This window comes from Chitinophaga sp. ARDCPP14 (genome assembly GCF_051362515.1).
Lineage (GTDB): Bacteria > Bacteroidota > Bacteroidia > Chitinophagales > Chitinophagaceae > Chitinophaga.
Window position 1 is genome coordinate 129692 of sequence record NZ_JBKIXB010000001.1, and the last position, 26282, is coordinate 155973.

At 47.3% G+C, this 26282-nt stretch carries 21 protein-coding genes and 1 riboswitch; of the genes, 14 read left to right on the top strand and 7 right to left on the bottom strand.

The features are described 5' to 3' along the window. Window positions 1-3: 3 nt before the first annotated feature. Window positions 4-1155, top strand: a complete 1152-nt coding sequence (locus tag ACLHR0_RS00445) for a YncE family protein (RefSeq protein WP_436484220.1) — start codon at window positions 4-6, stop codon at window positions 1153-1155. A gap of 24 nt (window positions 1156-1179) precedes the next feature. After that, the gene (locus tag ACLHR0_RS00450) at window positions 1180-2127 is read left to right on the top strand and encodes a hypothetical protein (protein ID WP_436484221.1); all 948 of its coding nucleotides are present in this window, start codon (window positions 1180-1182) and stop codon (window positions 2125-2127) included. 62 nt (window positions 2128-2189) lie between these two features. Here ACLHR0_RS00450 and ACLHR0_RS00455 read toward each other — a convergent pair whose 3' ends face one another. Both ACLHR0_RS00455 and metE read right to left on the bottom strand, forming a co-directional pair. Further along, window positions 2190-2573, bottom strand: coding sequence for an acyl-CoA thioesterase (locus ACLHR0_RS00455; RefSeq protein ID WP_370912815.1), 384 nt, complete (start codon window positions 2571-2573; stop codon window positions 2190-2192). A 20-nt stretch (window positions 2574-2593) separates the two neighbouring features. After that, window positions 2594-4885 carry a 5-methyltetrahydropteroyltriglutamate--homocysteine S-methyltransferase gene (gene metE / locus ACLHR0_RS00460; RefSeq protein ID WP_436484222.1) on the bottom strand — a complete coding sequence of 764 codons (2292 nt, stop codon included), beginning with the start codon at window positions 4883-4885 and terminating at the stop codon, window positions 2594-2596. Window positions 4886-5083: 198 nt separating this feature from the next. Beyond that, window positions 5084-5287: riboswitch (cobalamin riboswitch) on the bottom strand. Window positions 5288-5406: 119 nt separating this feature from the next. On the opposite strand from metE, the gene ACLHR0_RS00465 reads away from it, so the two are divergent. From ACLHR0_RS00465 to trhA, 8 genes are all read left to right on the top strand, one after another. Beyond that, window positions 5407-6279, top strand: coding sequence for an SDR family oxidoreductase (locus tag ACLHR0_RS00465; protein ID WP_436484223.1), 873 nt, complete (start codon window positions 5407-5409; stop codon window positions 6277-6279). 440 nt (window positions 6280-6719) lie between these two features. Next, window positions 6720-7316 carry an RNA polymerase sigma factor gene (locus tag ACLHR0_RS00470; protein ID WP_436484224.1) on the top strand — a complete coding sequence of 199 codons (597 nt, stop codon included), beginning with the start codon at window positions 6720-6722 and terminating at the stop codon, window positions 7314-7316. 50 nt (window positions 7317-7366) lie between these two features. Then, window positions 7367-8566, top strand: a complete 1200-nt coding sequence (locus tag ACLHR0_RS00475; protein ID WP_436484225.1) for a FecR family protein — start codon at window positions 7367-7369, stop codon at window positions 8564-8566. A 115-nt stretch (window positions 8567-8681) separates the two neighbouring features. Continuing rightward, entirely contained in the window at window positions 8682-12035 is a 3354-nt protein-coding gene (locus ACLHR0_RS00480) for a TonB-dependent receptor (RefSeq protein WP_436484226.1), read from the top strand. Between the two features lie 19 nt (window positions 12036-12054). Beyond that, window positions 12055-13584, top strand: coding sequence for a RagB/SusD family nutrient uptake outer membrane protein (locus ACLHR0_RS00485; RefSeq protein ID WP_436484227.1), 1530 nt, complete (start codon window positions 12055-12057; stop codon window positions 13582-13584). 36 nt (window positions 13585-13620) lie between these two features. Next, complete coding sequence (locus tag ACLHR0_RS00490) at window positions 13621-15057, top strand: aryl-sulfate sulfotransferase (protein ID WP_436484228.1); 1437 nt, start codon at window positions 13621-13623, stop codon at window positions 15055-15057. A 29-nt stretch (window positions 15058-15086) separates the two neighbouring features. Further along, window positions 15087-16088 carry a c-type cytochrome gene (locus ACLHR0_RS00495; protein WP_436484229.1) on the top strand — a complete coding sequence of 334 codons (1002 nt, stop codon included), beginning with the start codon at window positions 15087-15089 and terminating at the stop codon, window positions 16086-16088. A 320-nt stretch (window positions 16089-16408) separates the two neighbouring features. Next, a complete protein-coding gene (trhA, locus tag ACLHR0_RS00500) occupies window positions 16409-17053 on the top strand; it encodes a PAQR family membrane homeostasis protein TrhA (RefSeq protein ID WP_370912824.1) in 645 nt (214 codons plus the stop codon). A 14-nt stretch (window positions 17054-17067) separates the two neighbouring features. Here trhA and ACLHR0_RS00505 read toward each other — a convergent pair whose 3' ends face one another. After that, window positions 17068-17952: an AraC family transcriptional regulator gene (locus ACLHR0_RS00505; protein ID WP_436484230.1), complete on the bottom strand. Its 885-nt coding sequence runs from the start codon at window positions 17950-17952 to the stop codon at window positions 17068-17070. A gap of 102 nt (window positions 17953-18054) precedes the next feature. On the opposite strand from ACLHR0_RS00505, the gene ACLHR0_RS00510 reads away from it, so the two are divergent. The 3 genes from ACLHR0_RS00510 (at window position 18055) to ACLHR0_RS00520 (ending at window position 20900) form a co-directional block, all read left to right on the top strand. Beyond that, window positions 18055-19008 (top strand): NADP-dependent oxidoreductase, encoded by a 954-nt coding sequence (locus ACLHR0_RS00510; RefSeq protein WP_436484231.1) that lies wholly within the window; start codon window positions 18055-18057, stop codon window positions 19006-19008. Window positions 19009-19095: 87 nt separating this feature from the next. Beyond that, window positions 19096-19983, top strand: a complete 888-nt coding sequence (locus tag ACLHR0_RS00515; RefSeq protein WP_436484232.1) for an NmrA family NAD(P)-binding protein — start codon at window positions 19096-19098, stop codon at window positions 19981-19983. A 2-nt stretch (window positions 19984-19985) separates the two neighbouring features. Next, entirely contained in the window at window positions 19986-20900 is a 915-nt protein-coding gene (locus ACLHR0_RS00520; RefSeq protein ID WP_436484233.1) for a helix-turn-helix domain-containing protein, read from the top strand. Between the two features lie 23 nt (window positions 20901-20923). Here the strand turns inward: ACLHR0_RS00520 and ACLHR0_RS00525 are convergent, their stop codons facing one another. Continuing rightward, window positions 20924-22615: a sodium:solute symporter family transporter gene (locus ACLHR0_RS00525; RefSeq protein ID WP_429045840.1), complete on the bottom strand. Its 1692-nt coding sequence runs from the start codon at window positions 22613-22615 to the stop codon at window positions 20924-20926. A gap of 142 nt (window positions 22616-22757) precedes the next feature. Next, complete coding sequence (locus ACLHR0_RS00530; protein WP_436484234.1) at window positions 22758-23639, bottom strand: inositol oxygenase family protein; 882 nt, start codon at window positions 23637-23639, stop codon at window positions 22758-22760. Between the two features lie 129 nt (window positions 23640-23768). Between ACLHR0_RS00530 and ACLHR0_RS00535 the strand changes: the two genes are divergently transcribed. Then, window positions 23769-24785: a LacI family DNA-binding transcriptional regulator gene (locus ACLHR0_RS00535; protein ID WP_370912831.1), complete on the top strand. Its 1017-nt coding sequence runs from the start codon at window positions 23769-23771 to the stop codon at window positions 24783-24785. Here the strand turns inward: ACLHR0_RS00535 and ACLHR0_RS00540 are convergent. Together ACLHR0_RS00540 and ACLHR0_RS00545 are read right to left on the bottom strand one after the other, a co-directional pair. Continuing rightward, window positions 24780-25334 carry a DUF1415 domain-containing protein gene (locus ACLHR0_RS00540; RefSeq protein ID WP_436484235.1) on the bottom strand — a complete coding sequence of 185 codons (555 nt, stop codon included), beginning with the start codon at window positions 25332-25334 and terminating at the stop codon, window positions 24780-24782. The genes ACLHR0_RS00535 and ACLHR0_RS00540 overlap by 6 nt on opposite strands. A gap of 20 nt (window positions 25335-25354) precedes the next feature. Continuing rightward, window positions 25355-26272, bottom strand: a complete 918-nt coding sequence (locus tag ACLHR0_RS00545; RefSeq protein WP_436484236.1) for a hypothetical protein — start codon at window positions 26270-26272, stop codon at window positions 25355-25357. Window positions 26273-26282: the final 10 nt, after the last annotated feature.

Genomic DNA, 26282 nt, shown 5'->3' on the forward strand with positions numbered 1-26282 from the left:
GTCATGATGAAACAGCTAAGAAATATAGTATTGGTGGCCGCCCTGGCAGGACTGGCCATCACCGGTTGCCGGAAAGGAGAGAAAATTGTTCCGCCGGAAGTAACACCCGTGGATACCGCCACACCAGGATCCCTGCTCAATGGATTTTACCTGCTGAATGAAGGCAATATGGGCAGTAATAAAGCCTCCCTGGATTATTACGACTATACCACAGGCATCTACAAAAGTAATATCTATGCTACTGCCAATCCCACTGCTGTAAAGGAACTGGGTGATGTAGGCAACGACATTGAAGTATATGGTACGAAGTTGTATGCCGTGATCAACATTTCCAACAAGGTGGAAGTGATGAATGCAGCCAGCACCAAACGTATCAAGCAAATTGATATCCTCAACTGCCGCTATATAACTTTTGCCAACGGCAAGGCATACGTAAGCTCCTATGCAGGCCCCGTACTGATAGAACCCAATGCACCCATTGGCTTTGTAGCAGAGATAGACACCACTACCCTGGAAATTACACGCAAAGTGATTGTAGGTTATCAACCGGAAGAAATGGCTGTTGTGGGCAACAAACTTTATGTAGCCAATTCCGGCGGCTACCGCGCACCAAATTATGACCGCACTGTGTCGGTAATAGATTTGAATACTTTTAAAGAGATAAAAAAGATTGATGTGGCGATTAACCTCGACCGCCTCAAGGCAGACAATGATGGCGATGTCTACGTGACTTCCCGCGGCGATTATTATAATATACCCTCCCGCCTTTTTGTGATAGATACCAAAACGGATGCTGTAAAAAAACAATTTGATATCCCGGTGAGCAACCTGTGTATTTCCGGCGACACCGCTTATGTGTATGGTTCTGTCTTCAGCTATAACACCGGCAAATGGACGATCACCTATAACATGGTAAATGTAAAAACGGAGACGGTGTTAAACAGCAATTTTATCACTGATGGCACCGATAAATCCATCCGTATGCCTTACGGCGTTGCGGTAAACCCGGCCACCAAAGAAATCTTTGTGACGGATGCAAAGGACTACGTTTCTTCCGGAACCCTTTACTGCTTTGATAAAACGGGTAAAAAGAAATGGTCGGTTACTACCGGTGAAATACCCGCGCACATTGCATTTGTTTCCGCAACTAAATAATCATAACCAACTAAATGTATACAAATGAAAAGTAAACTTCTACTTGCTGCCACATTCATCGCTGTTATGGTAAGCAGCTGTTCAAAGGATAAAGACGTAACCCCGCCCATTGAGGACCCTGAGCCTACCGGTCCTTTCCTGAATAAGGTGACCAAAGTTTTTGAGTACTTCCCCGCACCCGGACAGTTCACCAATGAACTTCCCATGTGGAAGCAGGGCGATTCAGCAAAACAAATGGCGGATTACGCACTGGCGGCTTTAGGAAAAGAAGATATGATTTCCCTCGGCGGATTCGGCGGATATGTAGTAATGGGCTTTGATCATACCATCAAAAATGTACCCGGCGAATACTCCTTCGTAGTATTGGGCAATGCTTTCAACCAGTTTGCAGAACCCGGCGTGATCTCCGTATCCGTGGATGCCAATAAAAATGGCCTCCCCGATGATGAATGGTATGAAATTGCCGGCTCAGAATACAACAGTTCCAAAACCGTAAAGAACTACCAGGTCACATACTACAAGCCCAACGAAACAAAAGAAAGGGTGACCAATCCGGATGATCCCTATACCAGCGACACGGAGTATATCCGCTGGAAAGACAACCAGGGCAACACCGGTTACCTTGCTAAAAATGTATTTCATGATCAGTCGTATTACCCGCAGTGGAAAGGCGACAGCATCACTTTCACCGGTACTAAGTTAACAGACATCAACATTAAAAATACTTCCAGCGATCCTTTCTCTCCCTTCTATGTTTCACCTGCTTTCTCGTGGGGTTATGCAGATAACCATGCGAATGAAGATACCGATGCGAAAATAAAACTGGATTGGGCAGTAGATAAAACCGGCAAGCCGGTGAAGCTGACAGGGATCAACTTTATTAAAGTGCATACGGCTATCCGTGCAGAAGCTGGATGGTTAGGGGAAATTTCTACAGAAGTGCTGGGCGTAAAAGATCTGAACCTCGAATAATATCCATGAATAATCTAAAAGAAGGGGGCGTTTGTAAACAAACGCCCCTCTTTCTTTTTCGACTATTTCACGCTTACCGGGTGCTTATCGTCGCCAATGGCCACCAGGCTAAAAGTGCCGGTGATGGCTTTTTCCCGCGAATAGGAATACATTTCTTCAATGTATATTTCCACCAATACTTTAACACTGGTATTTCCTACTTCGGTTATTTTCCCGATCAGTTCCACGATAGTGCCTGCCGGAATGGGCCGGTTAAAATCTATTTTCCCGGAAGATACCGTTACCATTTTTTTACGCGCAAAACGCGTAGCGGTAATAAACGCTACTTCATCCATCAGCGACATGGCCGTGCCGCCGAACAAGGTATCATAGTGGTTGGTAGTGCTGGGAAATACGGCTTTAAAGATCCGGGTTTCCGAATGAAGAATTTTTTCTTCTATAGTCATGATTGTACTGTTTTTCTTTTTTACAAAGATGCTTTTTCCCGCATCACTTCCGCTGCGCGGACCATATTCGACAATGCCACTTTTGTTTCCGGCCATTTACGGGTTTTCAACCCACAATCCGGGTTTACCCACAGGTTCCTGGCAGGGAGTGTGATGGCGGCTTTCTCCAGCAGCGAAATCATTTCTTCCGCAGATGGCTGGCGGGGAGAATGGATATCGTATACGCCGGGGCCTATCTCGTTGGGATATTTAAAATCCGCAAATGCATCCAGTAACTCCATCTGCGAACGCGAGGTTTCGATGGTGATTACATCTGCATCCATCGCCGCAATATGCTCAATGATATCATTGAATTCACTGTAGCACATGTGTGTATGGATCTGCGTTTCATCCTTTACGCCGCTGGCGGAAATGCGGAACGCCTGTACCGCCCATTCCAGGTAAGCTGCGCGGTTTTCTTTACGCAAAGGTAAGCCTTCCCGGATAGCAGGTTCGTCTATCTGGATCACCTTAATGCCTGCCTGCTCCAATGCCACTACTTCATCGCGGATAGCCCACGCGATCTGGTTGGCCGTGGTGGAACGGGGCTGGTCGTCCCGTACAAAGGACCATTGCAAAATGGTAACCGGACCGGTGAGCATGCCTTTCATCAGTTTATCGGTATGTGCCTGCGCAAAACTGCTCCAACGCACGGTCATGTTTGCCGGACGGCTTACATCTCCAAAAATAACCGGTGGTTTTACACAACGGCTGCCATAGCTCTGTACCCAGCCATTTTTTGTAAACAGGAATCCCTGCAGTTGCTCACCAAAATATTCTACCATATCATTCCGTTCAAACTCACCATGTACCAGTACATCCAGGCCAATCTCCTCCTGCCAGCGGATCACCTCTATGGTCGCTTTTTCAATGGCGGCTTCATATTGTCCGGTGGTCAGCTCTCCTTTTTTCAGGCGCGCCCTTAACTGACGGATATCATCTGTTTGCGGGAAAGAGCCGATCGTAGTTGTAGGAAACAGTGGCAGTCCAAACTGCTGTTGCTGGATGTTTTGACGCACCGGGAACGTACTGTTCCTGCGTGCATCTGCGGCGGTAAATGCCGCTATCCTCTCTTTCACTTCTTTCCTATGAATCAGCGGCGAGGTGGCCCTGTTATGGATAGCTGCTTTATTGGCTTCCAGCAGCGCCGTATTGCCGTTCACAATATCACGCAGCTCATTCAGTTCCTGCAATTTCTGTTTGGCAAAGGCCATCCAGTTTTTAATTTCGGGAGACAGGGCTGTTTCGTTATCCAGGTCGCACGGCACATGCAGCAATGAGCAGGAAGGAGCAATGGCGATACGGTCTTTTCCTAACACGTTTACTGCCTTTTGTATCTGCTGTAAAGATTTTTCATAATCATTTTTCCAGATATTCCTGCCATCCACTACACCCAGCGAGAGGTGCAAAGAAGTATGGGCAATAGCTGTATCGAGGATATCTTCCAATTGCAACGGGCAACGCACGAGATCGAGGTGCAATGTTTGCACCGGCAATGCCAAAGCCACCGGCAGATTCTTTCCATAGCATTCAAAATAAGAAGCCAGGAGAATATGCAGTTGGGGGAAGGCTGCATGAATTTTCGTGTAGGTATTCGTAAACACCTGCAGGGCTGCTTCATCCAGGTCGAGCGACAGGCAGGGCTCATCGAGCTGCACAACTTCTGCACCGGCTTGTGTGAGCTGCGATAGCACCTCCAGGTATACCGGCAGCAGTTTATCTATCAGCGATAAACGGTTGAAGCCGGCCGTTTTCTCTTTTCCGAGTAACAGGAAAGATACCGGGCCAAGGATCACGGGCTTAGCAGCATAGTTTTCTTTCTTTGCTTCGAGAAACTGCGCTGTTACTTTGCGGGAGAAGAAATGAAATGTTTGGTCTGCCGTAAATTCCGGAACGATATAATGATAATTGGTATCAAACCACTTTGTCATTTCCATGGCGGTGATATCGTCGCCATCGCGCTGGTAGCCGCGCGCCATGGCGAAGAGCAGGTCTGTTTCAGGAAGTTTCTTCTCCTGCAAGGTGCGGTAGCGTTGTGGCACAGCGCCCACCATCAGGGAAGTGTCGAGCACCTGGTCGTAAAAGGAAAAATCATTGCAGGGAATCCAGTCGATCCCTTTCTGTTGCTGCAGCTCCCAGTTGTGTAAACGGATATTACGGGCGGTTGCCTGTAATTCATCAAGAGTAATTTTGCCTGCCCAGTAGCTTTCGCAGGCTTTCTTCAATTCACGCTGGCTACCTATCCTCGGATAGCCTAAGTTGTGGATAATCATTGCTGATTGTTTAAAAGGTGATACATGACGTTCACGCTCTTTTATATAGTACAGCAATGTTTTTGAGAAAATAATACGGAAGGAGAAGGTATGGCAGATACAAGAACAAGCATATAGTATACATGATTCCATCATGCATACGCCTGTTCTGATAATTACCGATACCGAAACCTGACACGCTTCAATCCCCGAAAGCATTGTCAAAGTGAAATAAAGGCAGGTCTCCTGGCTTGTTCCGCTGGTAAACACCTTCCCATTCCTGGCCGGAACAGTGGCATATTATTTACCAGTTGCAGTGCATGTGCGCTGCCGGAAGCTTACAGTTGCGGGACAGCCTGTGATTTGCACACAGTTCCCTTTTAATCCCGCTTTTCAGCGGGAACCATTATTTGCTTCGATTAGTAATACATAAAGAACCGGCGCGAAGATAGTAAATCCCCGCAACTATCAAATCCGTTTCGTTTTCTTACAATTTCGGGCCGGGCGAAAAGCGGAGTTTTACATCATAAAAACAAACAGCTATGAAACAGGCAAATATACTGATCACCGGCGCCACCGGACACATTGGTACTACATTGGCTAAACAGTTATCGGCACAAGGCATTCCCTTCCGCGCCATGGTGCGCACAACAGACAATAACGTAAATGCCCTTGCCGCCTTACCCGGCGCTGAAATAGTAACCGGCGATTTCAACGATGCCAACAGCTTAGTCCTTGCACTTAAAGGAATAGAGCGGGCTTTCCTGCTTACCAACTCTTCTGAAGCAGCGGAAAAACTGCAAAGCAATTTTGTAACGGCCGCCGTTAAAAGCGGATTACCGCATATCGTAAAGCTCTCGCAACTCCATGCGGACGCACAATCGCCCGTACGTTTTTTACGGTATCATGCCGCTGTAGAAGAAAAGATCCGTGCATCCGGTATGGCATATACTTTCCTGCGGCCCAATTTATTTATGCAGGGGTTACTGGGTTTCCGTGAAACAATTGCCAGCCAGAACAAATTCTTTGCTACCGCCGGCGACGCTCCCATCAGCGTAGTGGACACCCGCGACATTGCCGCCATAGCTGCGGCTGCCCTCACCGGCAATGGGCATGAAGGCAACACCTACGATATCACCGGCCCGCAATCACTCACCCATGCCGCACTCGCAGAAACGCTATCCAATGCACTGGGGCGCACTATCCGCTACATCAACGTTACCGCAGCGGAGTTACTGCCCGCCCTTCTCCACGCCGGATTCCCCGCCTGGCAGGCAGAGGGCCTCATCGAAGACTATGCCCACTACGCACGCGGCGAAGCGGCGGCCGTTTCCTCCGCTGTAATGGACATAACCGGCAGGCCGGCGCGCGACTTCGCCGCCTTCGCCGGCGAGTATGCACCGGCGTTCACCTGAGCGGATTTTGTCTTTCTCAGGATTACGCTGATTATACTGATTAATTGGATTTTGTTCTTTGGGATTTTTAAAGGATTTGGGGAGATAGAAGCGGATTTTGTCTTTCTCAGGATTACGCTGATTATACTGATTAATTGGATTTTGTCCTTTGGGATTTTTAAGGATTGGGGGAGATAGAAGCGGAGACTTTTGTTTTTATCTCCTTAATTATTATTAATCTAAAAATCCAAAAAAATCCAAAAGCAAAATCAGTATAATCAGCGTAATCAGCGAGAAAGACAAAATCCGCTTCTATCTCCCCAAATCCTTTAAAAATCCCAAAGAACAAAATCCAATTAATCAGTATAATCAGCGTAATCCTGAGAAAGACAAAATCCGCTGCAAAATTTTACGCGGATTTCCCGCCAATTGCTTACTTTAGTTATCAAATCGAGCAACCAGTGAGCAATGAAGAAGCGGTTTTGCTGCAACGGCTACAGCAAGGGGATACTGAAGCGTATATCACCTTATATGATCAGTATTACCCCTCACTTTACACTTATATTCTCCACTTCATCAATATCCCGGAACTGGCCGAAGATGCACTGCAGGAAGTGTTTATAAAGATCTGGGAGATTAGGGAGCGGATCAACCCTGAATTGTCATTCAGTGGTTATCTGTACCGTATTACCCGGAATCATGTATTTAAGTTAATTAAGAAGATCAGCGCCGACGCAGCGCTCCGTTTACAGGTAATGCAGGAACTGCAGCATCAGACGGAAGATGCGGATACCCGGTTATTGTGGAAACAATACGAATCTTTACTACATAAAGCCATTGCGCAATTGCCCCCTCAGCGGCAAAAAGTGTTCAGGTTATGCCGGGAAGAAAGCAAAAGCTACGAAGAAGTAGCCGTAGAACTGGGCATCTCCCGCAACACCGTAAAAGAACATATGGTGCTGGCCATGAAAAGCATTAAATTTTTCTTCTATACTAATACCGACGGTATTCTTCCCCTGTTACTGGTTTCCGGGGTTCTCCTCAACTCCTCCAAATAATTTTTTTTCTCCCGGACCACCCTACCTGCTTTTTTTGGGATAGTATATATATGCCCACGGAAAGGAACAATGAATATTACCAATTATTGCTGCAACGCTGGCAACAACGGACTTGTAGTCCGCAGGAAGCCCTTGAACTGATGGATTACCTGCGGGACAAGGATTCCGACAGGACGCTCCTGAACGAAATGCAGGCCGCATTCCGGCAGGTGAAGCCGGATAACGGCTCCCACTCCGGCGAACCCGGCGAAAGGGTCCGGAAAGGGCTGTTACAGCATATCCAGGGCGCCCCGGTAATATCCATGTCCCGCTCCCGGAGGAATTATGGTCCGTTTAAACTCGCCGCCGCGGCAGCCGTGATAATCGGGCTCGCTCTTCCGGCCATTTATTTTTTCAGGCAGCCAGTGGTTAGCCCGATGGCCACTACAGCGAAAAAGGCGCCGGCAGATGTGGCGCCCGGTCAGCATAAAGCGGTACTCACCCTGGCCAACGGGGAAAAGATAGTGCTGGACAGCGCCGGTATCCAACAACTGGCACAACAGGGCAATAGCGCCATCCGCAACCAGGGCGGACAACTGGTATATGTAAAAACAAAGGGAGCCAGCAGCGCTCCTATCTATAATACACTTACCACGGCGGCAGGTGAAACCTATCCGCTGGTATTGGCCGATGGCAGCAGGATTTGGCTGAATGCAGCCTCCTCGATCCGCTTCCCGGCTACTTTTTCAGGCGATGAACGCCGGATTGAGCTTACCGGCGAAGCTTACTTTGAAATTGCACATGATGCGCACCGGCCCTTCCGTATCCAGGTAAACCAGATGACCGTGGATGTACTGGGCACAAATTTCAATATCAATTCCTACGCCGACGAAGCCACGATCAACACTACCCTCCTGGAGGGGGCAGTAAAAATAAACAGTAAAAAGGGCAGCATACAACTGGCGCCGGGCGAACAATCGCAGGTAAGTCCTAATGGGAATGTAAAAAGAGTAACCGGCGTAAATACCGCTGAAATAATAGCCTGGAAAGAGGGATACTTCCAGTTCGAGAGCACAGATCTGACCACTGTATTACGGCAATTCTCCCACTGGTATGACGTGGAGATTGTATACGAAGGCAATATCAAACCCAGGAAATTTTTTGGGATGATCAGCCGTCGCAGCAGCCTGGTGAATGTGCTGAAAATGTTGAATGCCAATGATGTGAATTATCGGTTAGAAGGAAAAAAACTGATTGTACAGGGCGATTAACGCCCGCAGGTGAACAATTATATCAACCAGCATGACGGAGATGTCATGGTAACAAGGATTTATTAAAGCAGATAGCACAACCAAACCATTCTCTCAATCAAAACTCAGCACAAGTATGCAATTACGTACTATTGCCAGTTCCCGGTGTAAAAACAACCGGCGTCCAACCAAACATCTAAAGGTCAGTCAGTTCCTGGCCCTGCTATGTTTCGCCACCACGGCACAGGTGAGCGCAGCCAGAAGCCAGAACCAGGTAGTAAGTTTATCACTGAAAAACGCTACCGCCAAAGAGGTTTTCCGGGAAATCAATAAACAAACCGGCCTCAATATCCTGGCCGATGAAGCCTTGCTGGAAAAAAGCGGCAGGGCCAATATCACGGTGAACAATATGCCTGTAAGTGATGCACTGAATATTTTCATGCGTAATCAGCCGCTCACCTACAGCATCGAAGGAGGTGCTATCATTGTAAAAACAAAACCGGTGATACAGCCGGCCACTACGCCTCCGCCACCTATTGAAGTACATGGCGTGGTAACCACCGATAAAGGACAGCCTTTACCCGGTGCCACCGTTACCGTAAAAGGTACCAAACTGGGAACTGTTACCAACACCGACGGCAGCTTTAAGATCAATGCCAACCCAGGAGAAACACTGGAAATTTCTATGGTGGGTTTTAAAACCTGGTCTGTGAAGTTTGATGGCAAAAACACCAGCTTTAAAGTAACGCTTTCTGAAGAAGTATCTAACCTCACCGACGTAGTGGTAGTGGGTTATGGTACCACCAAAAAGAAAGACCTCACCGGTTCTATCAGCTCCATATCCAGCGACCAGATGAACCTCGGCGGTGTAACCAGCAACGCTGCGCAGGCCATCCAGGGCCGGGCCGCAGGGGTGCAGGTGAGCCAGTCGAACGCGGCGCCAGGCGGACAAACCATTGTGCGTATCCGCGGCGGCAATTCCATCAAATCCACCAACGAACCATTGTACGTGGTAGATGGCTTCCCTTCTGAAACCGGGAAAGACATCAACCCGAATGATATCGATGATATACAGATCCTCAAGGATGCCTCTTCCACCGCTATTTATGGTGCCCGCGGCGCCAACGGCGTGGTAATGATCACCACCAAAAGAGGTAAAAGCGGCAGGGCATCTATTCAATATGATGGCTACTACGGTACGCAAAGGATCATTAAGGAATACGATAAAATGAATGGCCTGGAAAATATGCAGGTCACCAATGCAAAAGCTATTGAAAAAGGGCAACCTGCCTTTTATACCGCTGCCGACCTGGCCAGTGGCCGGGACAACGACTGGTTTAAATTAACCACACGCCCCGGAATGGTGCAAAGCCATAACCTGAGCGTAAGCGGCGGTACCGCGGAAGACAGGGTTGCCTTATCCGGCAGTTACTTCAAACAGGATGGTGCATTAAAAAATACTTCTTTTGAAAGGTATTCGGTAAGACTCAACTACGATAAGCAGTTCGCAGCACGATTTAAAACAGGAGCCAGCGTATACGCCTCGCATGCTTATACCAATTTTAAAACCTACGATGGAAACATTGTACCCTCCAACGTGATGTATGGCGTACTCACCGCTTCTCCGGCTATTCCCGTATACAATGAAGATGGCACTTATGCCCGCTTCAAAGGAAGGGACAACCCGCTGGCGTGGTTAATGGCGCCTACCAACGACCGGTTTGAAAACAAGGTAAATATTAACGTCTATGCTGATTACCAGATCCTGGACGGACTTAATTTCCGTGTGAACGGCGGTAGCGAGTATATGACTACCAAGGAAGGCACCTATCTTCCACGCGACCTGGTAGACGGTGAAAAAGTACAGGGTAAAGCCAGCTTAAATGACATCGCTGTTACGCGAAACCTGGTGGAGGCCTACTTCACTTACAGGAAAGTGTTTAATGCCATCCACTCCTTCAACGTTGTAGCAGGGGTATCTTATCAGTCTGACAAAACCGAAAAACATTATTCGCTGGTGCAGAAATTCAGTACAGATGCATTTCTGTACAAGAACCTGGAAGCAGGTACAGAGCGGTTATCCAGTACCAGCAACCTGATTCCATCCAAGATGGCTTCTGCCTATGGAAGGATCAACTATTCCCTGAAAGATAAATATCTCGCTACCTTCACAGTGCGCCGGGATGGATCTTCCCGGTTTGGTGGCAACACCCGTTTTGGTATCTTCCCTTCCGGTTCCCTCGCCTGGAGAGCAGGTGAAGAAGAATTCATTAAAGACCTGAACATCTTTTCCAACCTGAAAGTAAGAGGTGGTTATGGCGTTACCGGTAACGACAGGATCGGTGATTATATTTACATGCCCACATTCGGGCCTACCAACGTGTCGCTCGGACAAGGCAGCGACAGTTATGGAGGAATTGTTGCCACCCGTTTAGCGAATGCAGACCTGCAATGGGAAAGCACAGCTCAGCTGGATCTTGGAATAGACATGGGCTTTTTCAACAACCGCGTTTCTGCTACTATTGATTACTATCGCAAAAAAACCAACAGGCTGATCTTCGATATGCCTATAGGCGACTGGAATGGTTTTGCGGTGCAAACCGTGAATGCCGGCAGTATTGAAAATAAGGGCGTTGAATTATCCGTTACTACAGAGAATATTATCAATCATGCATTCACCTGGAATACTACCGTGAACATTGCCTACAACAAACAAAACTGCCTGGACCTGGGCGGCCGTCCTTATATCATTACACAAACAGCTAACCTGTATGGCGGTCGTGGTATGGACTTCACCAAACTGGAACCAGGAAGGGAACTGAGTACTTTTTATGGTTATGTTTATGATGGCGTGATAAAAACCGGTGAAGCACATCCCGCACAACCGAATTCAAAAGCAGGTGATCCTAAATTCAAGGATATCAGTGGTCCCGGCGGAAAACCGGACGGTGTTATTGATGCCAACGACCGCACGTATCTTGGTCATGCGAACCCGCACTATATCTATGGCATCAATAACAACTTTGCCTATAAAGGTTTTGAACTGAACATTTTCCTGCAGGGCGCACTGGATTACAGCCTGTATAACGGAACCGGTCTTGTACTGGAATCCGGGCCGGGTAAAGCGGCACTGAACAGGTGGACTACCAACAACGAAAACACCGATATTCCGAGAGATGGATACGCGATTGCTTACGGCGGTATGATGAACTCCCGCTTTGTGGAAAACGCCTCTTACCTGCGCTGTAAAATGCTGATGCTCGGTTATAATATCCCGGTGGCCAAAACTTTTCTGAAAAGCCTGAGAGGCATTAAAGTATATGGCTCCGTACAAAACTTATTCACCATTACTAAATATACAGGATCGGACCCTGAGGTAAACAGCAATCTCAATAGCAGCGGCAGCAACGCCAACCTTTCATCAGGATTGGATTATACAGCTTTCCCTGCGTACCGCACCTTTACCGCGGGTCTTAAATTGAATTTTTAACCTGTAAATTCCGGAACAAATGAAATACGCATATATCGCATTAGCCACCTTGCTGCTCGGCGCCAGTTCGTGCAAAAAAGAGGTGGAACCTAAAGTATACAGTTATCTCACTGATATGAATGCCTTCCTCTCCCTGAGTGATGCCAAAGCTGCAGTGAACGGCGTTTATTCAAGGCTCAAACAACCCAGCGGCAGATCGGATGCATGGATGTATTATGCAGGCTTCCAGGTTACCATTTCAGATCTGACCACTGATGTAGGGCACGCCAGCTCCGGCGGAGACGTAGGACTGATGTCTGATTGCCAGTGGGCCCCTGTCAATACCTATCTTGCCTTTGCCTGGCAGCATCAATACAAGCTGGTAGCAGATGCCAACATCTCTTTATACTATATTCCTAAAATGACCAGCATCACAGATGCACAGAAAGACCAGTTCACCGCGGAACTCCGTTTCCTGCGCGCATTGGGATATGTAGATCTGACAGATGCTTTCGGGCCGGTGCCAGTGGTCACAGAAGAAACCGTAGCCAAAAATATTGAAGCACCGGATTATGAGGCAGCACTGCCAACCACACCGGTAGCAGAGATCAATCAATTGATCATCAGCGACCTGGAATTTGCGGCCACCCATCTTCCTGTCAACTATTTAAGCAACCCTATCTACAGCTCCAACGATATAGGCCGTGCTACTAAGGGCGCCGCCATGTCTTTACTCTGCAAACTGTACATGCGTGAACATGAATGGCAGAAGGCACTGGACCTCACTACCGAAATCATGAAGCTGGGTTACGGACTGTATCCAACCTATGCAGGACTATTTGCAGAGAAAAACAAGTGGTGCCAGGAAAGTATTTTCAGCGCCCTCGCCGATCCATTGGTAGATGCCGTGGAAATCATGAACCACTTCGGCCCTATCAACAATCCGCAGGTAACAGACCGGTGGCAGTATTTCGCTTTAACCTGGTACTTCTGGAATACATTTGCGGCTAACGACGACCGTAAAAAGATGTTCTATTCCGATTATATCGGCACCGATGGCTTACATTACATGCAGGCGCCTCCGGGACAAACCAATCCACCGGATGGTTACTACTACATGCCAGACGTAGCCACTACCAAATTTGCCGATCCTAACGGCTCTACCACTTATTACGATGGTCACGTATTCCCGATACTCCGCTATGCAGACATCCTGCTGTGCAGGGCAGAGGCGCTGAACGAACTGAATGGTCCAAACAGTGAATCCATCACGTTGATCAACCAGGTAAAAGACCGCTCCCATGCTACCAACCTGGGCGCTGCCGGTACCTTCACCAAAGAAACCCTGCGTAATGCTATCCTGCAGGAACGCGGATGGGAATTCTTCTTTGAATGTAAACGCAGGCAGGATCTGATCCGTATGGGTAAATACGAAAGCGTGGTAAACACCTACCTGACCGCGGTAGGAAAAACACCGACCATTAACCTGGCAAGAGATAAATATTTCTCTTATCCACAGGCGCAAACAGATCTTAACAAAAATCTCAGCAACAGTGGCCGCCGTCAATAACGGCTTGCTATCTTTCTGAATTATTCAATATTGCAAATGATTAAATTGAATAAAATACAACGCCTGCTGCCATTGTTATCAATGGCAGCAGCGTTGTTGTTGTTTGCACCCGGTTGTATGAATAGTGGCGGCAACGATATTGTTTCCATTACGCTCAACCCGCAGGGACAAAATGCCATCAAGGTAAAAACAGATATCCTGTGTACCGACACAGTAGACGCAGCAGTAGAATACTGGCCAAAAGGACAGGAACAACAACGCACTACCACGCCATTGTCCGCGCACCGGATCAGTCATACTATTGTGCTCACCAACCTGCTGCCGGAAAAAGCCTACGAGTACCGTATCTTAACCGGTCATGGCAAAGATCTTTATCCCAGCAAAACTTATACTTTCAACACTTCCGGTTTCCCGGTATGGATGAAAGATATGTTCAGCGTGGTATGCCCGGACAGCTCCGTATTACCAGCCACCTTCAGGAAAGGCTATGTAATGCTTACCCGCCGGGAAGATCCCGGTGTTCTTTTCCTCCTTAATGCAAAAGGAAATGTTACCTGGTACCACCAGGTAAGCGGCACCGGTTTTAAAGTAGCCAGGTTTACAGACAACAACACCTTCCTCACCCTGCTGGGCGGTCCTGGATACGAAACCAGCTACGGCGACCAGATCCTGGAACTTTCTGTTTCCGGCGATACGCTGGCCAATCTCAAAAAAGGACAACAGGATTTCAAACAAACCATTCACCATGAAATACTGTTGAACCCCAATAATGAGTTTGTAACGCTTTGCGTGGAAGAAAGGATCTGTGACCTGAGCAGTAAAGGCGGCGGCAAACAGGATACCGTAAAAGGCGACGGCATCCTGGTGCTGGACCGGCAAGGCAAACAGGTGTGGAAATGGACCGTGTTTGATGCACTGAATCCACTGGACGATAAAAACATCTTAAAAGAAAAACAAGACTGGATGCACGCCAACTGCATCGCATTTGATAAAGATGGTAACTACCTCATCTCTTTTTATAATAACGGGCAGATATGGAAGATAGATGCCCGCACTGGTAAGCGTCTCTGGACATTTGGAAAAAACGGCGACTTTGACCTGCCAGCCACGGCCCTGTTTGACCAGGCGCATGGACTGCATATCAACGAGCATGGTGAGCTGATGTTCTTCGACAATGGAGTGAGCAAAAAAACATCAAGAACGCTTTCCTTTAAACTGGATGAAAACGGAAAAAAGGCGCAGCTTCGTATCAATACCCAACTGCCACGGGAAAATTATAACGAGAGAATGGGAAGCAGCTATTTAGTAGGCGACACTACCCTGCTGCAATGCGCTACGAAAAGAAATACCGTTATACTAACCAACTTCGACGGAAGATTTCTCTGGCTGCTGAGAACAGGCATGTCGTCTTACCGGGCCTCTTTTATCCCGGCGGAAAGACTGGCGCCTTATATTGTTCAGCCAGGCTATTAACAATCATTGTGCACTACAAAAAAAATATCATGAGAAGCTTAATTGTGATTGGCGTGATCGGTTGCTGGGGGATAATAGCCATCATATCTTCCTGTGGATCACAGGTAACAGGAGAAACAAAAGCAACCGCAGCTACCCTACCTGAAAAAGAAACATACATCAATATCGACACCACCCTGATACCAAATGACCAATTCGGCGAGTCCGTGAAATACGGCCGGGAGCTGATGCTCAATACGGCCCGCTACATTGGGCCTGATGGCAGTGCCGGCAAGTATCTTGGTAATAAAATGAATTGTACCAATTGTCACCAGGATGCGGGCACCAAAGCTTTTTCCTTCAACCTGATGTCATCGCACGATAACTACCCGCAATACCGGGGCCGGGAGGGCAAAGTACTTACGCTGGCGGAAAGGGTGAACAACTGCGTCATGCGTCCGCACAACGGCAAACCACTGCCGCTGGACAGCAAAGAGATGGTGGCATTTCTTTCTTATTTTAAATGGATCAGCACTTTTGTCCCAAAAAACAAACCTTTCAAAGGCGCTAAAAATCTGCATGTCACCTTTCTGGATATCGCCGCCAATCCTGAAAACGGACAGGTACTTTATCAAACCAACTGCGCGCGCTGTCATGGTCAAAACGGGGAAGGACAATGGACTGCAGACAAAAGCACTTACGTATATCCGCCGCTGTGGGGCAACACCGCCTATCAACCCGGCTCCAGTATGCATCGTGTAATCAAACAGGCAGAATGGCTGAAAAACAATATGCCTTACGATAAGGTAACACCCGGCAAGCCATTCCTCTCCGACAAAGAAGCAATGGACATCGCCGCATTTGTAAACAACGACAAGATCCATAGCAGGCCCAATCCCAAAAGCTTTGACTACCCGCATATTGCGGAAAAAGCAATTGACTACGATCACGGTCCCTTTGCGGACACCTTCTCCGTAGCACAACACAAATTCGGCCCCTACCAACCGATTATCGACTACTGGAAGGCGAAGGGGTTGAAGCCGATTTACTAATGCCGCGGATTTTGTCTTGGCTCAGGATTACGCTGATTATACTGATTTTGGGGATTGACCTTTTGGATTTTTTTATGATTTTGGGAGATATAAGCGGATGTAATAGTTTGTATAGATTTTTTTTATGATTCGGGGAGACATAGGCGAATATATCCGCTTATGTCTCCCCAAATCATTTTATAAAAACCCGCTTATATCTCCCAAAATCATAAAAAAATCCAAAAGGTCAATCCCCAAAATCAGTATAATCAGCGTAATCCTGAGCCAAGACAAAATTCGCGTATAATATTACCTTACTTTTGCCTTGAAAAAAGGAAGGAATGGCAGTTATAATGAACGAAAAGGGGTATAGCCGTAAACAGGAAATCGTGAACGGGCTGATACATGGAGTGGGCGTTATTTTTGGGGTAAGTGCATTGCCCATGCTGGCAGGTATTGCCGCCACGCATAATAATACGCCGGGCATTGTAGGCGCCTGTATTTACACCTTCTGTTTTATATTGTTGTTTACGAACTCCACTATTTATCATTTATCGCAGGAGCTGGCCGTAAAAAAGCTGTTCCTGATATTTGACCATATCAGTATTTACTTTTTAATAGCTGGTACCTATACGCCTTTCCTGCTGGTGTATATGAATAATGCCTTTGGGATCACGCTATTGTCGATTTTATGGGGACTTACGCTGGTAGGCGTCTTATTTAAAACCTGGTTTACGGGAAAATACGATATTGTGTCCACTATCATTTACCTGTTGATGGGCTGGATCATGGTATTTGGCGGCCGCCGGTTTTTCGATAACCTCCCCCTGCCGGTGATCATTATGCTGGCCATTGGCGGCGGTTTATACACGATAGGAGTTATTTTCTATATCTGGGATAAATATACTTATACACATGCCGTGTGGCACTTGCTGGTGCTGGCGGCGGCTATTTGTCATTATGTGGCGGTATTGATGGCCATGTAAAGCCACGGAAGTCATCAGCCGCTCAATCCCGGTTGATAATTTCGCTCTGCCCACATTTTTTTCCGGTAGTCGGTGGGGTTAATACCGGTGTATTTCTTGAACGTCCTGTTTAGATGGCTTTCGTCTGTAAAGCCCAGTTCATCCACAATTTCGCTCATCCGCATATCGCTGTATTGCAGGCGGGTTTCTACCAGCTTCAGCTTATAATTGGTTACGTACCGCTGGATGCTTTCTCCCGTTAACTTCTTCACATATTCACTGATATAATTTGGAGAGATATTAAACCGTGCCGCCAGTTTTTCTGTACGCAGGTTTTCCGGGTAGTAAATATTCTGGTGGATATAACCGATAATATCGTTGGAAGCTTCGCTGCTTATCGCTGCTATTTCCGGTGTAAGCAACGATACATTACGTGCCACGATGGTGATAATGGTATTTACCAGCTGCTGCACCACTTCGTTGCGCAGGGATTGCTCGCGTGGGTATTCCAGCATCAGTGCGTTAACAAGCGCCCGTACAATTGGTTTATCTTCCGTATTATGTAAAATACAGCCGGGGAAATGGTAATTATTATGGAAGATAAATTCCAGTTTCTTTGCCCAGTCGCCCAGGTTACTATGGGTATTGCCCGTACGCTGCGCTTCCAGGTAGATACCGTTAAAACGGATGAACAGGAAGCCGGTCCGGCTTTTTATGCGGGTATACTGTACATCCTGCGGCATAAGCAGGAACAGGTTCTCCTCCTCATAGGGAAAAGCATGCTGGTTGTTGTGGAAGGTGCCGGTACCCTTCAGGATATATACCAGTTCAAAGAAATTATTGCGATGCTGGCCCATCGGGCATACATCTTCCTCAATGTATATGATGTCAAACGGCTTAAAAAGATTAATTACTTCCATAACCTATGATTGTACAAAATGTACCCTGATTCGTACAAGGGTATACCTGCAAATTTATTGGAATTTTGATTCATCAAATCACAAAAAAAACAAAATAAGGATATGAAAGCAATCGTATTAAAGCAGGTAGGCGGTACAGAAAACCTGGAAATCAGGGATATTCCTGTTCCCGTTATTAACGATAATGAAGTACTGGTGCGCAACCATGCAGCAGGCGTCAACCCGGTAGATGTTTTTGTAAGAGCTAACGAGGGCGCGCTGAAAGGATACCTGCAACCGCAGGAAGGCGAGGATATTATCATTGGGTGGGATATTGCGGGAGAAGTGACCGCAGTAGGCAAAAATGTGAAGCAGTTTAAACCAGGTGATGCTGTATTTGGCATGGTGAATTTTACCGGTCATGGTAAAGCCTATGCGGAATACGTGGCCGCCCCGGAAAGCCACCTGGCGCTGAAACCGGCCAACACCTCCTACGAAGCTGCTGCTGCCGCTTCCCTGGCCGCCCTCACTGCATGGCAGGCGCTGGTAACTTATGGCAAAATAAAAAAGGGCGATAAAGTACTGATCCATGCAGCCGCAGGCGGTGTGGGACACTACGCGGTGCAAATTGCCAAACATTTTGGGGCTTATGTGATCGGTACGTCTTCCGCCGCAAAAAAAGAGGCCATGCTCCGTTTTGGTGCAGATGAGCACATCGATTATAACAGCCGGCAATTTGAGGAAGTAGTAACCGATGCTGATATCGTACTGGATTCCCTCGGCACCCCAGGTCACCTCGACCGCTCCCTGGCAGCTGTAAAAGATGGTGGCCGCCTGATCAGCATACTCGCATTTTTCAGTGATGAGCAAAAACAAAAAGCAGCGGCTAAAAACGTGTATATACACCGCGTGTCCGTAGTTTCCAGCGGTGATGATATCAAATCCATTGCAGCCTTGCTGGAACAGGGCGCCGTGCACTCTGAAATAGCACATGTGTATGCTTTTGAGGAAATAGCCAAAGCGCATGAGCAGGTGGCAACGGGGAAGACATTGGGAAAAGTGGTGGTGAAGGTATAGTCTTCGATTTGACTACAACAATAGCAGATCCGGCTACAGCTGTTTCTTTGATGCTACGGAACTTCGTAGCATCAAAAAAACAGCAAAATGAAAATCATTGTTACAGGTTCTCTAGGGAATATCAGTCAACCGCTGGCAACGGAGTTAGTACAAAAAGGCCATACCGTGGTGGTAATCAGCAGCAGCCCGGAAAGACAGAAAGACATTGAAGCACTCGGTGCTGCCGCCGCCATCGGCACATTGGAAGACGTGGATTTCCTGTCCGCCACATTTACCGGTGCAGACGCGGTGTATTGTATGATACCTCCCGGTCTCTCTGAACCCGACCGGTTAACATATTACAGCCGGATTGCCGGCAACTACGCAAAGGCGATTCAACGATCGGGGGTAAAGCGGGTCATCTTACTCAGCAGTTATGGCGCTCACCTGGATAAGGGCACCGGCATTATTCTTGGCGCCCATAAGGCAGAGGTGACGCTGAACGGATTGCCTGGTATCGCTGTTACGCATATGCGGCCTACCTATTTCTACTACAATTTATTTAGCTTTATAGCAATGATAAAAAGCGCGGGCGTGATGACGGCCAGTTATGGCGGTGACGATATGATTCAATTGGTATCGCCAATGGATATTGCTGCTGCCATTGCCGATGAATTGGAAACACCCGCTGCTGCCGGCCATAAAGTGCGCTATGTGGCAAGTGACGAACGAACTGCCAGCGAAATTGCCGGCGTTCTGGGGGCTGCCATCGGGAAGCCGGATTTGAAGTGGACGGTTATCACCAATGAACAAATGCGAAGCAGCATGGAATCACATGGCGTACCCGCAGTGCTGGCAACAGGGCTCCTGGAAATGTATGCGGGCATTCATAACGGTGCATTAGCAGAGGATTACTATCTGCATAAACCTGCGGTGATGGGAAAAGTAAAACTGGAAGATTTTGCAAAAGAATTTGTGGCTGCTTTCAAAAAATAACAATGGCGAACATGCAACCTCGTAAGATAAAAACGATCAGCGAATTTCACCAGCTCCGGAATTTGCCCAGGCCTCAGCATCCGCTAATCAGCGTGATCAATTTTGAAACGATTAAACGCATACCGGACGATGAGCCCAAAAGCCAGGTACAGGATTTCTATTCTATTGCGCTGAAAAGGGCCGTGAATACGAGGATGAAATACGGCCAGCAGGAATACGACTTCGACGGGGGAATACTTTTCTTTGTTGCTCCCGGACAAGTGTATTCCATTGAAACGCAGAAAGATTTTCAACATTCGGGATGGATTATACTCATCCATCCCGATTTTCTCTGGAATACGCCGCTGGCGAAAAAGATAAAGCAATATGAATACTTCGACTATTCAGTGAATGAGGCCCTGCACATGTCAGAAAAAGAAGAAGTAACGATTACCGGCATTGTGCAGAATATGGAACAGGAATATCATAACAGCATTGACAAATTCAGCCAGGATGTAATGATAGCGCAACTCGAGCTATTGCTAACCTATGCTGAAAGATTCTATCATCGCCAGTTTATAACCAGGAAAATAACCAACCACACGATCCTCGATCGTATGGAAAACATCCTCACCGAGTGGTTTAACAGCGATTCCCTGGCATCAAAAGGCTTGCCCACCGTTCAACACATTGCCGGCGCACTTAATATATCGCCTGGCTATTTAAGTGCGTTGCTTAAAATACTGACAGGGCAAAGCACTCAACAACACATCCAGGACAAATTAATGGAGAAGGCCAAAGAGAAACTATCTACCACCGGCTTATCGGTCAGTGAAATTGCATACGAGCTGGGCTTTGAACACCCGCAGTCGTTCAGCAAGCTGTTTAAAAATAAGATGAAAGTGACGCCATTGGAGTACAGGCAGTCGTTTAACTGAAAATAACAAGCAAACAGCAAATATTACCAGAACCTCACATAAATAACCGACAGCAACAATAATATCGTTACAATTAAAATCACGGAAGAAGGCTTCAGCTTAAACATCTCATAATCCAGTTCAAAAGCTTTGGCACTCACCTTTGGTCCCGCCAGGCTGATAGCCACCATTACCAGCACCGTGGTAAGGAAAGACCATCCCAGGCTGATAAAGAAAGGTATTTCGTATTCGCCCTTGGCATTGTGGAAAGCGGAATATAATACCGTTTCAGGACCAAAGATTTTTACGGCTACCTGGTTAAAGAACAGGGAGGCCGCAAAACCGGTGATAATACCCGCTATGGCAGCTGCGCCGCTGGTTCTTTTCCAGAACATGCCGAGGATAAAAGTAGCAAATACACCTGGGCTGATAAAGCTGGAATACTTTTGTACAAAAGTATAACCGCCGGCGCCGCCGATATCCAGCACATCGTTCCAGGTGAATAATACGCCTATCACGATAGCAGCTACAATAGTGAGCCGGCCGGTCCATACCAGCTGTTTTTCATCTGCTTTCGTATTGATATATTTCTTGTAAACATCTAAAGTAAAAATGGTGGAAATACTGTTGGATTTACCCGCCAGCGAAGCTACGATAGCAGCGGTAAGCGCGGCAATAGCGAGACCTTTCAACCCGGCCGGCAGCAGGGTTAAAATGGCAGCATAGGCGCCATCTTTTTGTCCTCCTTCCAGCTGAGGCAGGTGCCCGTGCTGGTACAACACATACGCTACAATACCCGGCAGCATCACAATTACCGGCATCAGTATTTTAAGCAGTCCGGCAAATAAAATACCGGTGCGGGCTGTTTGCAGATCTGCGCCCAGCGCCCGTTGGGTGATGTACTGGTTACAACCCCAGTAGTTAAGGTTACTGATCCACTGTCCGGCAATGTACATACCAAAGCCCGGCAGGATCAGGTATTTGTTTACGTAATCCTGTGGCGCGCCAACAGCGGGCTTCTTCAGCATCATATGGAAATGATCGGGCGCCTCCTGTACCAGGATATTAAAGCCGGCCAGCACATCTTTTCCCATGCCGAATTTTTCACTCACCACGGTTAATGCCATCCAGGTAGTGGCCAGTCCGCCGATAATCAGCACCCCTACCTGTATTACATCCGTGTAGCCAATTACTTTCATACCACCAAGGGTAATCACCACGGAGAAGATAGCCAAAGCCACCATCACTTCATGAAAATAGGCGCCCCCTAGTAGTCCGTTGATAGCGAGAGCGCCCAGATACAAAATAGAAGTGAGGTTAACAAATACATATAAAAACAACCAGAATACAGACATAATCAACGCTACCGTTTCATTGTAGCGCGTTTTCAGAAACTGTGGCATGGTGTAGATCTTATTCTTGATATACACCGGCATCAGGAATACCGCCACAATGATCAGCGCAGCCGCGCCCACCCATTCATACACGGATACTGCAATGCCCACAAAAAAGCCATCCCCGCTCATCCCGATAAACTGTTCCGCTGAAATATTGGAGGCGATAATAGAGGCCCCGATGGCCCACCAGGTGAGAGATCCTTCTGCAAGGAAAAAATTCTTGGAAGCGCTTACAGCTCCTTTCTTCTTTCTTTTATAAATCCAATATCCGTAGGTAGCAACAATCACAAAATACAACGCAAATACCAGGTAGTCTTTGAAGACAAGTTGATTACTCATAAGTGGAGCGGTTGATCAGCAGTTTTTTAACGTGGGTGGAAATACCTGGATATAATTTAACACTTTCCGGCATGCAAAAAAAAGGATTACCGGCGACACATCAGAAAGTTGCATCTGCACCGGTAATCCATAATATCACTGTTCAAAACTTTAAGGTGGATGGTAAGTACTTGGCTACCAGATCTTCGTAATATGGTCTTAATACTTTCCAATCTGGTGGAGTTGGACTCTTGGAGTACAGGTCGTATGGATTAAACAGATCCACCCATTTAAACATTTCCACATCATGGGCATTCATCAGGTGACCGTAAGCATGTTCCCTGTGCTGCGGATAAAAGGAGTGATAACGCAGCATGTACAGGGCCGGTTCCGGCAAATGATTTTTCATGATCTGGTAAATATATTCGTCGTGTCCCCAGCTCAGGTGTACATTTTCCAAACCGCAGTTAGGTTCATATACACCATACTTGGTGTTATAATCCGGGTTATTGATATCCGGATTATTTTTGAAGAACTCCGGGAAAACGATTTTATCAGAGAAGGCGCAGCCAACAGGGAAAGTGTCCCCTACCACTGCCCATTGCGGTTCGCCGAACAGGCACAATACTTTGCCCATGTCGTGAAACAAGCCGGTGAGCACCATCCAGTCCGGGTGACCATCAGCACGGATGGCTTCCGATGTTTGCAGCAGGTGCTGGAACTGATCCAGGTCTGTATCCGGATCGGAATCATCTACCAGCTGGTTAAGAAAATCGAAGGCATCCCATACCGACATTTCCCTTTTATTGAAAGAAAGAAATTCCTTTTCTTTTTCTCTTACAAATGCATAAGACTGGTAAGTATGATTTAACCGGTAAAACTCCCGCACCGTATCGCGTGGAGGCGCTTCATAATTCCGGAATTCAGCGGTGCTTTTTTCTTTGTTGATATTGGCGGGATCTGGATATCGCTCAAGTAAATCATCTTCCCATTGATCCAGTGAAGTAAGTGGTGCAGGATTTGGCTGCCCGTTAACGTTATCCATAATATCAGATTTTAAAAGTTCGTGGAAATGCAGAAAAATATCCTGCTCTAAATATGCGATCTTTTTAAAAATCTTCCGCATAATAGAATAACTTTATTTACTTAACCGATTAAGTAACACGGCCATTATATGGAAAACGTCACCATCAGGATGCTTGCAGAAAGGTTGCAGTTATCTACTGCCACCATTTCAAAAGCGCTGAGTAACAGTCATGAAATAAGCGAAGAAACAAAGCAGCGGGTGCTGGCGCTCGCCGCAGAGCTGAATTATGTACCCAATCCATATGCCAGCAGTTTACGGAAAAAGTCGAGTCATACCATTGCGGTAGTAATTCCCGAGGTGGCCGACAGCTTCTTTGCAGAAGCCATTAATGGTATCGAATCTGTGGCACAGGAGAAAGGCTACCACGTACTCATTTATCTTACGCATGAAAGTTTTGGGAAAGAAGAGGCTATTTTGAAAGATTTCCAGAGCGGACGGGTAGATGGGGTACTTATTTCTGTTACTACGGAAACATCCTCGAAAGCGCATGGATTGGCGCAGCTGGTGAAAGAAATACCCGTCGTATTTTTCGACAGGGTTTGTGAAGAAGTAACAGCCGCCAGGATCACCACCGATGACGCCAATGCCGCTTATAACGCCACCGCGCACCTGATCGCCGGAGGATGCCGTAATATGGGCCTTTTATCAGCTTCACGGCAGCTTTCTATCAGCAACAGGCGGGCAGATGGTTTCCGGCAGGCACTGGCCGATCATCAGCTTCCGCTTACTGACAACAGTATTCTCTATTGCTCCAATGATCCTGCCGCTACCCAGCAACTGCTGCAAACAGCATTACAGCAAAATCATTACGATGGCCTGATTGCCACCACGGAAAAACTCGCCACAGCAGTATACCAGGCCTGTGAGGAGCTATCTCTCACTATTCCCGGCGATGTACAGGTGATCGGCTTCTCCAACCTGAGCACTGCACGCTTCCTGCAGCCATCGCTCACCACTGTTTCGCAACCCGCCTTCGACATGGGACACGCCGCCGCCACCGTACTGTTCAAAGCGCTCAAAAGCAGCAGCTTCCCATTGCAGGAGCAGCAACAGGTGATTCCTTCTTCACTGATTATAAGAAACTCTACCAAGTCAGGGCTATAAACAACTATCCCGCAGCATTTTCATATACGCAGTGCCTTTTTCACGGGCAAAGCTGATATTGCGTTCGGGGATATTTTCCGGGTGGGGATATTGCTGCAATGCCTTCTCTATTTCCGCTTCCCGCAACAAATGCAGCATGGGATAGATGGACCTGTTGGTATAATTGGCCGCATCCTGCAGATCCGTGCCGGCAAACTGGTACAGCGGATGAAAACTCGCCAGCTGGTAGATACCGGTGTACTTCTTTTTATAGATCATTTTCTCCACCACCGATACCAGGTCGAGATAGTCACGAAACACGGGAAAGCCGGCAGGGAAAATTAACAACGTAGTAGATACCGCCGGTTCACTGTCCAGCAACAAACACTCCTGCAACAGCTCATCACTGGCTGCCTGCAGCGATACGGCGCCGCTCACCTGGTACCGGATGCTGTTCCTCTTCACTTCCCTGTTGGCAAAAGGGCAGAAGTTACAACCGATCACAAGTTCCCTGACCCAGTTCTGAGTTTGTGTAATGACCGCTGCTGCCTGTTCCGGACTGTATACCATAGCGGTGAAGGTACGGATAACTATCTTCTGGTGATCACCGTGCTACTGAAGTGATCGCCTACTTTATCATGACTGATCACATACTGTTCCATAGGTAAATAAGATTCGATCATAGGTAAGGCGGGCGCATAATGGTAACTACCACCGGTTTGCAGCGATGCCAGTATTTCCATGTACTTTTTTGCATAGCTCATATAAGCACTATTGCTGCGCTGATGGTGATGCAGAAAATGATTGGAGAAAGAAAGATTGGAGATGATGGTGCCCCAGCTATTGGGCTCCAGGCGGTATTCCAGCCAATCGGCAGATCCGAGATAACTTTCCGGTTGTTCAATAAAGCGGTCTATTCCATATGCTTTGATGCCCTGTTTACGCAGGTATCTTACCAGGTAAGCATGTTGCCCGCAACCGATATCCAGTACGGGACCTTTGATGGCAGCGGGGTTTAACCGCAGCACAGACAGTTGCGTGGCGGGTGTATATTCTGCACACACTACCTGTTTAACATGAGGTTCCTGCTCACTGTTCAATTCTTTTACAAATGGATTGGTGTGTAGTAACCATTTTGTTAAGCGTTGTCCATGCAACTGTTCCAGGTCATCGAAATTGGTTTGTTTTCTTTTAAGGCGGGTAATAATATCTTCCATTAAAGTAACATATACGGCCTTTAAGGACTCCCCGGCAACGCCGGAAACATTCATATACTGGTTGGCGGCACAAAAAGTAAGCTGGGCCTGGGTGGTGAGGTAATTAACCAGCCCTGCTGTCAACCCATCCGCGTTCAATTGTAAAATTTCACGCGGATAGGTGGCCAGCAGGAACCTGGTATAAGGCGTCCACGCCAGTGCGGCGCTTTTCCCGCCATAAAAAAGATTCAGTTCTTTATGATGATCATATTGTGATGAAATACTTCTTATAATCTCCGGTAAAACATACATGCCTCAAAGG

Excerpts from the sequence above, each read along its gene's own strand:
- ACLHR0_RS00525 (WP_429045840.1), bottom strand. The coding sequence starts at position 22,615 with ATGAGTAATCAACTTGTCTTCAAAGACTACCTGGTATTTGCGTTGTAT.
- ACLHR0_RS00520 (WP_436484233.1), top strand. The coding sequence starts at position 19,986 with ATGGCGAACATGCAACCTCGTAAGATAAAAACGATCAGCGAATTTCAC.
- ACLHR0_RS00480 (WP_436484226.1), top strand. The coding sequence starts at position 8,682 with ATGCAATTACGTACTATTGCCAGTTCCCGGTGTAAAAACAACCGGCGT.
- ACLHR0_RS00515 (WP_436484232.1), top strand. The coding sequence starts at position 19,096 with ATGAAAATCATTGTTACAGGTTCTCTAGGGAATATCAGTCAACCGCTG.
- ACLHR0_RS00505 (WP_436484230.1), bottom strand. The coding sequence starts at position 17,952 with ATGGAAGTAATTAATCTTTTTAAGCCGTTTGACATCATATACATTGAG.
- ACLHR0_RS00485 (WP_436484227.1), top strand. The coding sequence starts at position 12,055 with ATGAAATACGCATATATCGCATTAGCCACCTTGCTGCTCGGCGCCAGT.
- metE (WP_436484222.1), bottom strand. The coding sequence starts at position 4,885 with ATGATTATCCACAACTTAGGCTATCCGAGGATAGGTAGCCAGCGTGAA.
- ACLHR0_RS00530 (WP_436484234.1), bottom strand. The coding sequence starts at position 23,639 with ATGGATAACGTTAACGGGCAGCCAAATCCTGCACCACTTACTTCACTG.
- ACLHR0_RS00490 (WP_436484228.1), top strand. The coding sequence starts at position 13,621 with ATGATTAAATTGAATAAAATACAACGCCTGCTGCCATTGTTATCAATG.
- ACLHR0_RS00545 (WP_436484236.1), bottom strand. The coding sequence starts at position 26,272 with ATGTATGTTTTACCGGAGATTATAAGAAGTATTTCATCACAATATGAT.
- ACLHR0_RS00535 (WP_370912831.1), top strand. The coding sequence starts at position 23,769 with ATGGAAAACGTCACCATCAGGATGCTTGCAGAAAGGTTGCAGTTATCT.
- ACLHR0_RS00465 (WP_436484223.1), top strand. The coding sequence starts at position 5,407 with ATGAAACAGGCAAATATACTGATCACCGGCGCCACCGGACACATTGGT.
- ACLHR0_RS00540 (WP_436484235.1), bottom strand. The coding sequence starts at position 25,334 with ATGGTATACAGTCCGGAACAGGCAGCAGCGGTCATTACACAAACTCAG.
- ACLHR0_RS00495 (WP_436484229.1), top strand. The coding sequence starts at position 15,087 with ATGAGAAGCTTAATTGTGATTGGCGTGATCGGTTGCTGGGGGATAATA.
- ACLHR0_RS00445 (WP_436484220.1), top strand. The coding sequence starts at position 4 with ATGATGAAACAGCTAAGAAATATAGTATTGGTGGCCGCCCTGGCAGGA.
- ACLHR0_RS00455 (WP_370912815.1), bottom strand. The coding sequence starts at position 2,573 with ATGACTATAGAAGAAAAAATTCTTCATTCGGAAACCCGGATCTTTAAA.
- ACLHR0_RS00450 (WP_436484221.1), top strand. The coding sequence starts at position 1,180 with ATGAAAAGTAAACTTCTACTTGCTGCCACATTCATCGCTGTTATGGTA.
- trhA (WP_370912824.1), top strand. The coding sequence starts at position 16,409 with ATGGCAGTTATAATGAACGAAAAGGGGTATAGCCGTAAACAGGAAATC.
- ACLHR0_RS00510 (WP_436484231.1), top strand. The coding sequence starts at position 18,055 with ATGAAAGCAATCGTATTAAAGCAGGTAGGCGGTACAGAAAACCTGGAA.
- ACLHR0_RS00475 (WP_436484225.1), top strand. The coding sequence starts at position 7,367 with ATGCCCACGGAAAGGAACAATGAATATTACCAATTATTGCTGCAACGC.